Below are 13,987 nucleotides of genomic sequence, written 5' to 3' on the forward strand. Positions count from 1 at the left end.
AAAGCTGAAACACTTAATGAGGAAGTAAGCGAGTCGATGTTTTTTTCTTGTACAGGGCAAGATATTGAAAAGGTCGAAGTGTATCATCCTAAGGAGAGAGAGCATGTACAAAATTCACCTCTCCAGCCCTTATTTTTTGAAAATGAACAGTATGAAGTAATGGTGGTGTCAAAGGGACAAAAAGAGCTGTTTTTAGTAAATGAAATGACAGGCATCAAGCAAAAAAGTCGGAGTGTGTATGGAGACGGACAGTCAATTTTGTTCAGTACAATTCTTCTACAAAATGAAATTGGCTATACAACTTTTCATGTTATGAGCGGAACAGAGAAAATAATAGCTTTTACGCTTGAAATCTTTCCTACCAAAATGGACTATAAAAGCGATTACCTTTCCATAGTTGAATCCATTAATCAATCAACGTATGGGATGGCCTACAAACTGGTAGGTAATACGTATTTAAAAGGATCTTTGAATTTAACAGTAAAAGACGGGAATTGGCTCGAGTTTTACCACTTATGAAATATATTAAGCAAATAGAAAAGCAGCCAACACGCACTGTTTTAAAAGAGAGAGATTTTATGAGAGGAGACCAGCTCAAAAAGCCAGATAGCTTATCAATAGGATACTTGCGTAAACACCCTAATTATTTCGTGCCTGCTAAAAGGGGTGTTCGCTTAAAACGAAATAAGTATGTAATACCGAACAAAGTCATTGGCACAAGTAGAAGCGATACCGTAGATACGTTTGAAAATCAAACGGTAAAATGGATGTTAACGACTGTTGAGAATAAGCTAGAGCAGCTTTTTTTACACGTCATGAATCGAAAGGAAGAGTATCATCGTTCCATGGTGAAACGAAACATGATAGAAGAGGTTAATCGCATGCAGCAGGCTGTAAAAACAGTTCGCTCCAACTTTTTTTGGAACCAGATAAGCACTAAATCAATCTATTCGATAGATCGTCGTATTCGCCAAGTTCCGTTATATAAAGAAGTGTGTAAGTACTATATGATGCTGATGCGAGGAATTACATTGAATGGAGAGTTTTATACGCTATCTCTGAAAAATACCGCTTGGTTATATGAGTATTGGGTTTATTTACGAATACGCGATCTACTTCAGGCGTATGCCACATTAAGAACACATAACAGCATAAAAATAACACAAAATGAGCTGTTCATGAATACAGGAGCATCACATTATGAATTCGTTTCAAAGAGCGGAAAACGTATCTATCTTTTTTATCAAAAGGAATTCAGATCAAAGCACACGACCACCCAAAGACCAGATTTAGTATTGACATTGGAAAAAAATAGTGGAGAATACGTGAACTATGTTTTTGATGCCAAATATCGGGTACACCGAAAAGGTCACGATCTTATTCCTAAAGAAGAAGACCTGAATACGATGCATCGATATCGTGATGCCATTTTAAATAGTAAAAATGAGCGCATCATTGAAAAGGCGATTGTATTGTTCCCAAGCAATGATAAAACATCTGTAGACTACTTTCTTAAAAGTATTGAAAAAATAGGAATTGGAGCTCTTCCTTTTTTACCAACCAATGAAAAAATAGTCCAAGACTTTATTTTAGGTCTTTTGACCAAATTTAACTAGTATATTCTTTAAAAGAAACGTAAGGTGGCACCGTTTTCTTAACGAATCTATATACTGAAAATAAGTTCAATTGAACTCCTTTAAAAAAATAGAAAATGGAGGGGAACAATGATGGTAGAACAATCAATATTTCAGCAATTAGTAAATGCTTCTGCTCATGATCGCTACACGTATTTTATCGAGCAAGTAATTAAATGCAAACGAGTTTGGATTGTTCTTGATGAACATAATCAGGTAAAGATGACCGGAAATGATGACAATAAGCGATTAGTACCCGTATGGCCTTGCAAAGAATATGCACAGTGTTGTTTACAGCATGCACCATCTGGCTGCAGAGTCATTGACATTTCTCTTGAGACATTTATGAATGAACTCTTGTTAGGTATGAAGAAAAAGGGCATGTTATCCTCTGTGTTTTGGAATGGATTAGATACTATTATTATCGGTGTTGATCAGCTATTATTCGACTTAGAGTGGGAAATTGGTAAGACAGAGATTATTCATTAACCCTTTTAGGTTTTAGCGGTTTTTATAATTAGATACAGGACCCTTAGATTGTTTTGGGTTTAAATTTTTAAGCTTGTTTTTGAGATAATCCTGTAGGATCTTGCGCTTTTTCTTTCGCTGTTTGTCGCGGTTTTTCATAGGTAATCACCACCTTTCTTTACTTTTATTATACGTAATAATCAGTATTGGTCACTAGTCAAAATAAAAAAATAACCGAAAAGCGCCTGCTTTTCGGTTATTTTTTTTGAGGATCATGAATATCTGAATCGTGCTCTTCCGCAAATTCAGTGCCATATGCAAAACCTTTTCGAAACTCTGTTCTTTTTACAGTACGCGTTCGATTTTGAAAGAAGTGCGCTAATGAGTAGCGATGTACAAGCACTTCAACACCGGTAATAATCGTTGCGGATAAAATGCTTCCCCATGCGATTTGCATATAGTTATTTAATAGAATTGTCCCGAATATCCATACGCTCATATAGGCCAAAATAAAATCAAAAGCAGTAGCTGCTTTATTACCTAAAGCGGGAAGAATAATGCGATCACCTAATATGTAAGATGCAGCGGTTACAAAAGCGCTAAACGATAAAATGTCAACAAACGTTGCATCGAAAAATAAGTCCAGTCCAATAGCGAACGCAATCATACACGAAATGAATTTTACGATGATAATGGAAATGTGCTTCATGTGTTTTATAAACCTGCCTTTTCTTCTTAGTATGGACGAAGAATTACTTTTTATACAAAAGCAAACTTTATGTAATATTTCTGTGACAAATTTAGATATTAGTTGTAATTTCTTGTTGAATTTTCTAAAATGTAAAAAGATAGAGTCGCATCATATGTATATACGACAACGATGAATCTGACAGGAGGAGCAGGTTGTGAAGAAGATTTTATTATTCACAGTAGCTGCATTATTAGCTACATTTTTTATTGATCGTGCCTATAGTGAACGCAATCAGGCACAGCTAGAGTCTCAATTAGTAGATGAGATAAATAAAACAAAAGAAGAAACGAAAAGCGACTACGCAGTGATTGATTTTAATGAACTCTTTGATTTTAACTGGGATGAAGTATATGTCTTTGGCCCAGAAGCGTCAGTAAAGGATGTTAATAAAGAACTTGGATTTAAATGGTCGGATGCTACATTAAACAGCGTATTAAATAGTCAGGAAAATGTAGTTGTATTTGTAGAAAACAAACAAATTACTCAGTATATAAAAGTTCCCGTAGATTATGGAACCATTATTCCTAAAGAATCTGTAGTGAAAAAAGCGAACAATTAACATTGTTCGCTTTTTTATGCCTTTTTCTGAATCGCCTTTTTACGAGGCTTTCTTGGCTTTAAGTTGGATTGATCGATACTTAGTTTTAACATTTGCATAAGCTTTGTAACGTCTTGTTCAGACTGCTGTTGACTGAAAGAAGCCATAGCGTCTTTGCTTTGAATTAGTTCATGTAGCATATCACGATAGTCGTTATGATGCATTTTTGGTTCAAACGGAGCGGACAACTTATTAATGATTTCCACAGCTGCTTCACGATCTTTGGTTGATAGAGAAGGTAAGGCGTCGACATGAGGCACGTCTTGTACATGGCGAAGCTCTTCATGAAAGTGCAGCGTTTGTAATAAAAGGCAGTCTCCATAAGAACGAATGATTGCAAGCTGCTGCTTGGAATATAGAAAGACCTTTGCAATACCAACCTTTCCACTTAGTGCAAGCCCCTCCAATAAGACGCTATATTCGTGCCCACCAAATTCATTGGCTGAAATATAATAACTTTTATCAAAGTAGATTGAATCAATTTCTTCTAGCTCGACAAAATGTAAAATGTCAATGGTCTTACTTTGAGAAAATCGCTTTTTTAGCTCATCTAGCTCATGTTCTGATAATGTCACAAAATGACCTTCACTTGTTTCATACCCCTTAATTAGTTCATCTGATGCAACATCACGTTCACAATGTTCACAGCGCTTTACATGATGGATGGGTTTATAACAAACCGAGTGCAGTGTTCGTAATTTAATGTCCTTGTCTTCAACTGCCCCGTGAAGCTTAATTGGAAATTCAATCAGTCCAAAAGACAGCTGGCCTTTCCATGCTGTATGAAGCAAAAGATCACCTCGTTTTTTCTATAGTGTGCAACGAGGAAGAGAAGATATGTACATCATTAATTAAGACTATTAAAACGTAAATAGCCTTAATTAATCTATGTTCTAAATAAACAATTTAAGAGAGCATTTGAATAGAGTTTATTCGCTGAAGAAGGGTTGGATAGGAACATAAGCAGTGGGAGAAGTCACGTTGGAGTTTTTGTAAATGGTAATTTCTAGTATGGAATTCTGAAGGGTTCCGATAATTTTTTTATTGGTTAACAAAAAAGGAAAATCAATTGTTTTTTCAATTTTTTCCTCACGTAAAACTTTTTGAGACGTATGCCGTTTATCATCATATTGCTCATAGCTCACTTGCTTTGTTGCTACAAGAAGAAGAGTTTGTAATTCAACTGATACATGGATATGATGAGGATGATAGCCAACAAGCTCTATTTCCACAATATAAGTATCTTCCGTTTCGAATAAATCTGCGCGAACAGAATCATAATCTAAATAGCTCATAAAAGGATTTTCCAAAATTAACTCTAGCAGTTCTTGAAAACTTTTTGAGCAATCGTTTTTAGAATGTTTGTTGTTCATACTTGTTTCCTCCGTTATGATACACGTTCTTCCATAACCATCATATGCAAGCTTTCAAAGATTGTGAAATGATGTATAGAAAGGAAAAGATACTGTGACTCGAAATGAACGCAGAAATGATGAAGTTACAACAGAAATTTTATCAGGAGTTATGCCGTTATCTCTTTCAGAAGAAAGAGATAACGAGCTGCCAGAGGAAATTCAAGCGATGCAAGCTAATAAACAAAAAAAGAGCCGCTAAGGGCTCTTTTTTTTTACATATCGTGACCGCTATTATGCTTTTGACGAGTATGTTGACGATTCTTTACTTTATGAGATCCACTAAGCGGTTCAGGTTGCCCAGTTTGATGTCCTTTAGGTGCGTTTTTATGCATGTCTTTACTATCGTTTTTGTTCATATGAAAGCTCCTCCTTTTCGTTGCTTCTTTCTTAATGTCGCTCATTATAGAAGCATCTATGCTCGGCATTTTTAACCTGTAAAAGAGGGGTATGAATAGCAGAGGGATATGAAACAATACAACAGAACAATGTAAAAAAGGAGAGATATTATGCCATATCATAAAAATAGTCAGCAGGCTTTTCAAGCAGCTCAACAAGGCCATAAACAAACGTTAGATGCGTATGCACAATCAAATATTGTAAAACACGATGCGGCGTATGGGCATGAGCTAAAGCTTCTTAAAGAAGAAATTAATGAAACATATGAACAAATTAACAATGCGCTGGAAACAGCTACTGAAACGCAGCGTCAGCAGCTTACACAGTTTCAGCAGGACTTGCAGGGAATTATGAACGAAGTGAATGAATAAACAGCCAAAAAGCCATGTGAAAACATGGCTTTTTATGCTAGAAATCATGAGGTTTAAGGTATGTGCTTATCTAACACTAATAATCATTATGAACGATAAAGCACGATGTTAAACTAGCTCATTGATTTTTTTTGCGTTTTTTATTATTTTGCTTTTGTTGTTCAGTTAGCGGCTCATTTGAAAATTCTTCATTGTAACCTGCTCCTTTTCCCTGAGCGCTAGCAGCGTTAGCTCCAGGAATGACGTGCTTTGATTTATGATTAGCCATTTTATTCACCTCCATTTTTAATATGCACAAAAGTCGATGAAATATGAATTATTAGAAAATGTTTGTGATTAATGATTATGTTATAAGGAAAACTTATGCAAATTAATAACATTCTTTTTATTTACTTATGTATAACATTATATTAAGATAGATGGTGAAGGGAATAGAGGATGGGGTAAGTAAAATCCTTTATACATAGCATTTAAGGGGGTAATGAAATGACTAAAAAAGACGTTTTTAACGCTCGTTCGTCATTCACAGTTAACGGTAGCACATATAATTATTACCGCTTACAAGCATTAGAAGAAGCCGGTTTAGGAGCAGTTTCAAAACTACCGTATTCAATTAAAGTATTATTAGAATCCGTTCTTCGTCAAGTAGACGGACGTGTAATCACAAAAGAGCACGTAGAAAATTTAGCAAAATGGGGAACTGATGAAATTCAAGAAGTAGATGTGCCGTTTAAGCCATCACGAGTTATTCTTCAAGACTTCACAGGTGTACCAGCAGTTGTTGACTTAGCATCTTTACGTAAAGCAATGGCTGATTTAGGTGGAGACCCAGATAAAATTAATCCAGAAATTCCAGTAGATCTCGTAGTTGACCACTCGGTTCAAGTAGATAAAGCGGGAACATTAGATTCTTTACGAGTAAATATGGATCTTGAGTTTCAACGTAACACAGAGCGCTATAAGTTCTTAAACTGGGCTCAAAAATCATTTGATAACTATCGTGCTGTACCTCCTGCAACAGGAATCGTACACCAAGTAAATTTAGAATATTTAGCAAACGTAGTCCATGCAGTAGAAGAAAACGGAGAGTACTTAGCGTTTCCAGATACATTGGTCGGAACTGACTCTCATACAACAATGATTAACGGTATTGGCGTTCTAGGTTGGGGCGTTGGTGGTATTGAAGCAGAAGCAGGAATGCTTGGTCAACCTTCATATTTCCCAGTACCAGAAGTTATTGGAGTGAAGCTAACTGGTGAATTACCAAATGGTACAACAGCAACAGACCTTGCTTTAAAAGTAACGCAAGTACTTCGTCAAAAAGGTGTTGTTGGAAAATTTGTTGAATTCTTCGGACCAGGTGTAGCTCAACTTCCATTAGCAGATCGCGCAACAATTGCTAACATGGCACCAGAATATGGAGCAACCTGTGGATTCTTCCCAGTTGATAGCGAAGCGTTAGACTATATGCGTCTTACGGGTCGTGATGAAGCTGATATTCAGGTTGTCGAACAATATACAAAAGAAAACGGCTTATTCTATACTCCAGATGCAGTAGAGCCAACGTTTACAGATGTAGTAGAAATTAACTTAGCCGAAATTGAATCAAACCTTTCAGGTCCAAAGCGTCCTCAAGATTTAATTCCACTTTCAGACATGCAAAGTGAATTTAAAAAAGCGCTAATAGCTCCTGTAAGTAATCAAAGCTTTGGCTTAAGTACTTCTGATGTAGAAAAAGAAGTAACATTTAAGCTTGCTGACGGTACAGAAACAACAATGAAAACAGGTGCAATTGCGATTGCTGCAATTACAAGCTGTACAAATACATCAAATCCATACGTATTAGTAGCGGCTGGTTTAGTAGCTAAAAAAGCAGTTGAAAAAGGATTAGATGTTCCGGCTTACGTAAAAACATCATTAGCACCAGGTTCAAAAGTTGTAACGGGCTATTTACAAAGCTCAGGCTTACTTCCTTACCTTGAAAAAATTGGTTACAACGTAGTTGGATACGGCTGTACAACATGTATCGGAAACTCTGGTCCATTAGAAGACGAAATCGAGCAAGCAATTGCAGATAACGATTTATTAGTTACGTCAGTGTTGTCAGGTAACCGTAACTTTGAAGGTCGTATTCACCAGCTTGTAAAAGGAAACTATTTAGCATCTCCACCACTTGTTGTAGCGTATTCTCTTGCTGGTACAGTTGATATTGACCTGCAGAAAGATCCGATTGGTGTAGGAGCAGACGGTAAAGAAGTATTCTTTAGCGATATCTGGCCTTCTCAAGACGAGATTAAAGAAGTAGTAAAAGCAACTGTAACGCCAGAATTGTTCCGTAAAGAGTATGATCGCGTGTTTGATGATAATGAGCGTTGGAACGAAATTGAAACAAGTGAAGAAGCGCTTTACACGTGGGATAATGACTCAACATATATTCAAAACCCGCCGTTCTTTGAGGGGTTATCTGAAGAGCCAGGTGAGGTAGAAGCATTAAATGACCTGCGTGTTGTAGCGAAGTTTGGAGATTCTGTAACGACAGACCATATTTCACCAGCAGGTTCAATTGCAAAATCATCACCAGCTGGCCTGTATCTACAAGATAAAGGCGTTGAGCCAAGAGACTTTAACTCATACGGATCTCGTCGTGGTAACCACGAGGTAATGATGCGCGGTACGTTCGCAAACATCCGTATTAAAAACCAAATTGCACCAGGTACTGAAGGTGGCTGGACAACGTACTGGCCTGAAAATAAAGTGATGAGCATTTACGATGCTTGTATGAAGTATAAAGAAGAAAACACAGGTCTTGTTGTATTAGCAGGTAAAGATTACGGAATGGGAAGCTCTCGTGACTGGGCTGCTAAAGGAACAAACTTACTTGGTATTAAAACGGTTATCGCTGAAAGCTTTGAGCGTATTCATCGTTCAAACCTTGTGTTAATGGGTGTTCTTCCACTTCAGTTTAAAGAAGGCGAAAGCGCTGAAACATTAGGCTTAACTGGAACTGAAACAATTAGTGTTCAAATTGATGAAACAGTAAAACCACGTGACTTTGTAAAAGTTACTGCAACGGATGAAGCTGGGAACAAAAAAGAGTTCGACGTATTAGTTCGTTTTGATAGCGAAGTTGAAATTGATTACTACCGTCATGGTGGTATCTTACAGATGGTACTACGCGATAAGCTTCAATCAAAAACGCACGCATAAGATAGCAGAAGCGCACCTTTTTAAGGTGCGTTTTTCTTTTTGTTTTTCATAAAACGCTTTCAGATATGGTATGATAATAAAAGATTCACATTTTAGGATGATTTTGCATGTTCTTGTACATATATAAAGAAAAAGGGTCTGTAATTTCATAGAAGCTGGCTGAAAGGAGTAAGCATAATGCTAAAAAAAGTTATAGCAACACTTTTACTGGTAGGCTTTGCAAGCTTTGCAGCGTGGCAAGCTTTAGCACCAAAAGATGATGAAGGAGAAAAGTTATCATCGTATGAAGACTTGAACATAAAAGAAGGACAAGCTGAAGTAGCAAATGGAGAGCCGTATGGTTTAGAACCTGGAGATCAAGCTCCTCCGTTTACGTTAAAGGATACACAAGGTAAATCAGTTCAGCTATCAGACTTTAAAGGGAAAAAGATTATCTTAAATTTTTGGGCTACGTGGTGCCCTCCTTGTAAAGAAGAAATGCCAGCTATGCAGCAGTTTCACGACACATCAGGAAAGGAAGTTCATATCCTAGCTGTAAATTTAACGTCGTCTGAAGGTAGTAAACAAAGTGTTTCAACCTTTTTAAAAGAAAACAAACTATCGTTTCAAGTGCTTCTAGATGAAAAAGATGAGGTAGCTACGAAAGCATATCGTGTGATGACAATCCCAACTTCATACTTTATTAATGAAAAAGGTAAAATTGTTAAGCGTATTAACGGACCAATGACGCTAGAACAAATGGAGACCTTTGCGTCTGAAAGCAGCTCATAATGGCTGCTTTTTTTTGTGAATAAAATGAAACCTTTTCATAGGCATGTTCGTATAGAAAGTATGCTCAAAAATCGATCTTTACTTTAGAAAAAGCTACGTGTTTTAACAAAAAAATGATCAAATTTGGAGCATTTTGAATTTTTTAGGTTTAATGTGAAGGATTATGGCAAAAATAATAGTAATTTATTGTATAGTTATTTTTCAGACTTTTCAAAAATTAAAAAGGATAGGTGATAAAGATGAGAAGAGTAAATAAACGCACGTTTGAAGAGTTAGTAAGAGAGAATAAAAGCAAGTTGTTAGAAGACCAACAAGAGATCGAGCGAATTGAGCTTGCGATTGAAGAGCGTCTAGAAAAACGTATGCTTGAAAAGGCTGAATAGTTCCTTCTGAAACTGGTTACAGTAACAGCAAGGAGGGGTTAACATGGGAAATCCGAAGAAATTCGCCAAACGTTTTGTACCTGACCACATTGGCACTCAGCCGCGAGAAGCCGGTGGTAACAATGGCAAGAAAATGCAAGATAAATCTGGAAAACACCCTCAGGTTATTCAAACAAAGGGAGAATAAAAAGTCGCTGAACAGCGACTTTTTTTGTGTTTTAAAAGGGTGTTATTTTCCACTTATACAAAGAAAAAACCGCTGCATACTAGAGATGTACGAAAAAAGGATTTTAAAGGAGGATTTTACTATGACATGGAGTAAACCAAACCCAGATGATCGTAGCAACAACGTAGAACGCTTACAATCAATGGTTCAAAACACGATTGATAATATCGAAAAAGCTGAGGCTACAATGACGCGAGCGACTGGAGAAGAGCGTGCGAAAATTGAGCAAAAAAATCATAATCGAGAAGTAAGTATAGAGGCAATGCGCAATGAAATTCAAGACGAATCTAAAGCTCGTGAAGAAGGATATCCTAATTCGACTAACTAAGAAACATAAAGGCCAGAATTGGCCTTTATGTTTCTTTTATGTTTCTAATGAACAAGGAAAGGGAATAAACAGCTGATACTACTTATGAGGAGGAGAACTGGTGGGGCGCCTATTAACAAAAAAAGCAACATATCTCATGCTTGCACTTATATTATTACTGACAATTGTCGCATGCTATCATACATATAAGCCGCTACCTGAAGGCGTTTCATACGAAGGAAACGTACACTACGTAAAGGACGTATCGCTGTTATATGACTTAACTTATCAAAGCGGTGATGAAGTTAAAAGCGAGCAGCAAATTTTTCGGCGGATTTTTGAAGCGATTGACAATGCAGAAAACTTTATCGTTATGGATATGTTCTTATTTAACGGCTACTATGACCAAGGTGAAACCTATCCACCTATTAGCGATACGCTAGCGAGAAAGTTAATTGAAAAGAAAAAGGAGCAACCAAACGTAGACATCTATTTCATTACCGATGAGGTAAATACCACGTATGGTTCACATGAATCAGAGTGGCTAGAATCATTAAAACGAGCGGGGATTAAGGTTGTTGAGACAGATGTTACAAAGCTTAGAGACTCCAACCCTCTATACTCAAGCGTTTGGAGAAGTTTTTTACAGTGGTTTGGACAATCTGGAGAAGGATGGCTTGCCAACCCATTTGGTGAGAATGCACCGAAAATTACGGCGAGGTCCTATTTAAAGCTTTTTAATGTAAAAGCTAACCATCGGAAAGTTGTAGCTACTGATAAGACAGCCGTTATTTCATCAGCCAACCCTCACGATGCAAGTGGTCATCATTCCAATATGGCTTTTGAAGTGCAGGGAGATATCATTGGTGAGATTGTTAAAACAGAAAAAGCAGTTGTCGATTTTTCGAGCGATGTACAAATCCCGAAGCTGAGCTATGAAAAAGCTCCGAGCGGTGACATTGGTGTACAGCTATTAACGGAAGGAAAAGTGTATAAAGAAATCCTCAATACACTGGATCAAGTAGAATCAGGGGATGAAGTATGGCTAGGTATGTTTTATCTTGCTGATCGCAAAGTTGTAGAAAAGCTAGTACAATCGTCAAATAAAGGAGCTAAAGTCCGACTTGTTTTAGACCCGAACGTCAATGCTTTTGGACAAGAAAAAATTGGCCTTCCGAATCGCCCTGTAGCTGCTGAGCTATTAGATGATTCAAGCAATAAAATACAAGTACGATGGTATAACACAGACAAAGAACAGTATCATCCAAAAACTCTATTTGTTCGCGGAAAGGACCAGAGTACGATCATTGGGGGATCAGCCAATTTTACAAAGCGTAATTTAGATGACTTGAATTTAGAAACCAATATTAAAATTACCGCAGGGTCTGACGAAGATATCTCGGAAGAAATGAATAAATATTTTACACGCTTATGGGGAAACGAAGATGCAACCTATACTCTTCCGTATGAAAAATATGAAAATAAAATGACCATTTTTCAAACATTGCTGTATCGTATCCAGAAGATGCTTAGTTTCACAACGTATTAAAACGCGAGCCGATAAGTAGTGAAACTACACCAATTTGTGGTAATATAGTACCGGTATGATTGCGATGTAGGAGGAAATAAAATCATGATTTCAATAAAAGAAATTGATGTACGCTATAGTGAAACGGACCAAATGGGCGTAGTGTATCATGCAAACTACTTAGTGTGGATGGAATTAGGGCGTACGCAGTTTATTCGAGATTTGGGCTTTAATTATGCTGAAATGGAGAAAGACGGTATTTTATCACCAGTCATTGACATTAACGTTTCCTATAAAAAGCCACTTCATTACGGAGAAACAGCTAAAATTCAAACGTGGCTTGATTATTATGATGGCTTGCGCGTTGTGTATGGATATGAAATTATAACGCCAGATGGAAGTATTGCTCTAACTGGAACTTCTTCGCATGTTTGCGTGAAAAAAGAAAACTTCAAGCCGATTTCCATTCGAAAGCAGTTGCCGGAATGGCATGCAGCTTATGAAAACGCTAAAAAAGGCAAAGAGTAAAAAAAGCATCGATGTATAGTCGATGCTTTTTTTATTATGCTTCGTAAATAAATTCAGGTTCACTTGCCTCTTCATTAAAGACAACTTTTAAATCATGACCATCGAAATACCAAAGATCTTCTTCTTCTACAAAGAATGTTAAACCATTAACTTCAGCTTTGACACCGATATTGGACGGCTGGTCTTTATTAATACCAAGCGAGAATCCTTTTTGAACATTACTACAACCACCGTAGCGAACGAAAAAGCGCAAATGTTCATTGCCTTCTAACATCATTTCATCTTTGTACCATTGGGCAGCTTGTTCTGTTACGTTTAATTTCATTGTGTGTGCTCCTTCCATCACTAGGTTTCCTTTCTTATTATAGTAGAAAAAAGCTAAAATTACCATTAATACAATTGGATGAACGTGGAAGGGTAAAAAAGATAGTCAAAGGAGTTATAAAGTAAACAATGTTCTAAATAACCACTTTGACTACCTTCTTCATTTAAATTCATAGGGCTTCTCAATTGTTTCCCAGCAATGAATGCAATAACGACTGCTTTGCGTTTGTTTATGAATCTTTTTTTCACGCTTACACATTGGACAGCGGCTCGGCTTCATCTCAATCACCTCCTACTGTCAGTATAGCTAAAAAAATATAAATGTATTCGCTTACAACGATGAAAATAAAAGAAATGAAGGATTTTTACCTTCATTTCTTTTTTGAGAAAAACGTAACTTTTGGTTCCGTCCCTTGACGAATTCGACCAAGATTCGCGCGGTGGCGATAAATGACAAAAGAAGCCAAGAATCCAACAATGATGATTAAAATTAGTTCGCCTGTAAATAGTGTATAAATAAATGCAATGATACCTGCAATCATTGAGGATAGCGATACATACTTGGTGATGTATAAGCAAATGAAGAAGCAAGCAAGCAATGTTAAAAATAAAAGAGGCTCATAAAATAATAAAACACCTGCAGATGTGGCAACGGCTTTGCCACCTTTAAACTTCGCAAATAGCGGATATGTATGTCCAATAACGGCGAATAAACCGACGAAAAGAGGATGAAGTCCTGAATGAAACAAAACAGCTAATGAAGCAGCAAACGTTCCTTTTAAAATGTCTCCCAGCGTTACAAGGATACCTGCTTTTACTCCTAGCGTTCGAAAGCTGTTGGTCCCTCCTAGGTTTCCGCTCCCATGTTCACGTATATCGATGCCATATCCCCATTTTCCAACAACTAGTCCAAAGGGAATAGAGCCGATGATATAGGCCAGAATAGGTAATAGATAATCCATTTGACAAAAGCTCCTTTATCTATATATCGTATCTATTTTACCATGAGATAGCAAAAACACCATACATAGTTTTTCAGCAGAGTCTTTTTTTCTGTAAGTTTGAAGGAAATGTTTACAA

Annotated in this window: 19 protein-coding genes and 1 pseudogene; 13 read left to right on the top strand and 7 right to left on the bottom strand. The window is 36.9% G+C overall.

What is annotated here, in order from left to right:
* Positions 1–312: 312 nt before the first annotated feature.
* The 3 genes and pseudogenes from LZP85_RS08240 to LZP85_RS08250 all read left to right on the top strand — a co-directional run.
* Positions 313–878, top strand: a pseudogene (locus LZP85_RS08240) (DUF2357 domain-containing protein); the annotation flags it as partial.
* Between the two features lie 138 nt (positions 879–1,016).
* Positions 1,017–1,616, top strand: coding sequence for a nuclease domain-containing protein (locus LZP85_RS08245; protein WP_234562242.1), 600 nt, complete (start codon positions 1,017–1,019; stop codon positions 1,614–1,616).
* A 108-nt stretch (positions 1,617–1,724) separates the two neighbouring features.
* The gene (locus LZP85_RS08250) at positions 1,725–2,123 is read left to right on the top strand and encodes a DUF2750 domain-containing protein (RefSeq protein ID WP_025911147.1); all 399 of its coding nucleotides are present in this window, start codon (positions 1,725–1,727) and stop codon (positions 2,121–2,123) included.
* Positions 2,124–2,358: 235 nt separating this feature from the next.
* Here LZP85_RS08250 and LZP85_RS08255 read toward each other — a convergent pair whose 3' ends face one another.
* A complete protein-coding gene (locus tag LZP85_RS08255; protein WP_076512982.1) occupies positions 2,359–2,811 on the bottom strand; it encodes a YndM family protein in 453 nt (150 codons plus the stop codon).
* Positions 2,812–3,007: 196 nt separating this feature from the next.
* On the opposite strand from LZP85_RS08255, the gene LZP85_RS08260 reads away from it, so the two are divergent.
* Entirely contained in the window at positions 3,008–3,412 is a 405-nt protein-coding gene (locus tag LZP85_RS08260) for a hypothetical protein (protein ID WP_025911145.1), read from the top strand.
* Between the two features lie 14 nt (positions 3,413–3,426).
* On the opposite strand, the gene ku is transcribed toward LZP85_RS08260, so the two are convergent.
* Positions 3,427–4,242: a non-homologous end joining protein Ku gene (gene ku / locus LZP85_RS08265; RefSeq protein ID WP_119544048.1), complete on the bottom strand. Its 816-nt coding sequence runs from the start codon at positions 4,240–4,242 to the stop codon at positions 3,427–3,429.
* A gap of 138 nt (positions 4,243–4,380) precedes the next feature.
* A complete protein-coding gene (locus tag LZP85_RS08270) occupies positions 4,381–4,824 on the bottom strand; it encodes an Hsp20/alpha crystallin family protein (protein WP_119544047.1) in 444 nt (147 codons plus the stop codon).
* A 94-nt stretch (positions 4,825–4,918) separates the two neighbouring features.
* Between LZP85_RS08270 and LZP85_RS08275 the strand changes: the two genes are divergently transcribed.
* The gene (locus tag LZP85_RS08275; RefSeq protein WP_156413425.1) at positions 4,919–5,065 is read left to right on the top strand and encodes a hypothetical protein; all 147 of its coding nucleotides are present in this window, start codon (positions 4,919–4,921) and stop codon (positions 5,063–5,065) included.
* A 13-nt stretch (positions 5,066–5,078) separates the two neighbouring features.
* Here LZP85_RS08275 and LZP85_RS08280 read toward each other — a convergent pair whose 3' ends face one another.
* Positions 5,079–5,222, bottom strand: coding sequence for a small acid-soluble spore protein P (locus tag LZP85_RS08280; protein WP_061784644.1), 144 nt, complete (start codon positions 5,220–5,222; stop codon positions 5,079–5,081).
* A gap of 150 nt (positions 5,223–5,372) precedes the next feature.
* Here LZP85_RS08280 and LZP85_RS08285 point away from each other — a divergent pair, with 150 nt between their 5' ends.
* The gene (locus LZP85_RS08285; protein WP_061784643.1) at positions 5,373–5,633 is read left to right on the top strand and encodes a hypothetical protein; all 261 of its coding nucleotides are present in this window, start codon (positions 5,373–5,375) and stop codon (positions 5,631–5,633) included.
* Between the two features lie 118 nt (positions 5,634–5,751).
* Here LZP85_RS08285 and sspO read toward each other — a convergent pair whose 3' ends face one another.
* Positions 5,752–5,901 (bottom strand): small acid-soluble spore protein SspO, encoded by a 150-nt coding sequence (gene sspO / locus LZP85_RS08290; RefSeq protein ID WP_025911139.1) that lies wholly within the window; start codon positions 5,899–5,901, stop codon positions 5,752–5,754.
* 218 nt (positions 5,902–6,119) lie between these two features.
* Here sspO and acnA point away from each other — a divergent pair, with 218 nt between their 5' ends.
* The 7 genes from acnA (at position 6,120) to LZP85_RS08325 (ending at position 12,583) form a co-directional block, all read left to right on the top strand.
* Positions 6,120–8,840, top strand: coding sequence for an aconitate hydratase AcnA (gene acnA, locus LZP85_RS08295; RefSeq protein ID WP_119544046.1), 2,721 nt, complete (start codon positions 6,120–6,122; stop codon positions 8,838–8,840).
* Between the two features lie 177 nt (positions 8,841–9,017).
* Complete coding sequence (locus LZP85_RS08300) at positions 9,018–9,611, top strand: peroxiredoxin family protein (RefSeq protein WP_025911136.1); 594 nt, start codon at positions 9,018–9,020, stop codon at positions 9,609–9,611.
* Positions 9,612–9,850: 239 nt separating this feature from the next.
* On the top strand, positions 9,851–9,994 hold the full coding sequence (locus LZP85_RS08305; protein WP_076512981.1) for an FbpB family small basic protein: 144 nt from the start codon (positions 9,851–9,853) through the stop codon (positions 9,992–9,994).
* Positions 9,995–10,037: 43 nt separating this feature from the next.
* Positions 10,038–10,181 (top strand): acid-soluble spore protein N, encoded by a 144-nt coding sequence (locus LZP85_RS08310; protein WP_025911133.1) that lies wholly within the window; start codon positions 10,038–10,040, stop codon positions 10,179–10,181.
* 121 nt (positions 10,182–10,302) lie between these two features.
* Positions 10,303–10,548, top strand: coding sequence for a small acid-soluble spore protein Tlp (tlp, locus tag LZP85_RS08315; protein WP_025911132.1), 246 nt, complete (start codon positions 10,303–10,305; stop codon positions 10,546–10,548).
* A gap of 100 nt (positions 10,549–10,648) precedes the next feature.
* Complete coding sequence (locus LZP85_RS08320) at positions 10,649–12,076, top strand: phospholipase D family protein (protein ID WP_025911130.1); 1,428 nt, start codon at positions 10,649–10,651, stop codon at positions 12,074–12,076.
* Positions 12,077–12,160: 84 nt separating this feature from the next.
* Positions 12,161–12,583, top strand: coding sequence for an acyl-CoA thioesterase (locus LZP85_RS08325; RefSeq protein ID WP_242529468.1), 423 nt, complete (start codon positions 12,161–12,163; stop codon positions 12,581–12,583).
* A gap of 34 nt (positions 12,584–12,617) precedes the next feature.
* Here LZP85_RS08325 and LZP85_RS08330 read toward each other — a convergent pair whose 3' ends face one another.
* Together LZP85_RS08330 and plsY are read right to left on the bottom strand one after the other, a co-directional pair.
* Complete coding sequence (locus LZP85_RS08330) at positions 12,618–12,908, bottom strand: HesB/YadR/YfhF family protein (protein ID WP_025911127.1); 291 nt, start codon at positions 12,906–12,908, stop codon at positions 12,618–12,620.
* 370 nt (positions 12,909–13,278) lie between these two features.
* A complete protein-coding gene (plsY, locus tag LZP85_RS08335; RefSeq protein ID WP_061784640.1) occupies positions 13,279–13,869 on the bottom strand; it encodes a glycerol-3-phosphate 1-O-acyltransferase PlsY in 591 nt (196 codons plus the stop codon).
* Between the last annotated feature and the right edge of the window lie 118 nt (positions 13,870–13,987).

It is taken from the genome of Priestia flexa, assembly GCF_021441905.1.
GTDB classification, from domain to species: Bacteria; Bacillota; Bacilli; order Bacillales; family Bacillaceae_H; genus Priestia; species Priestia flexa.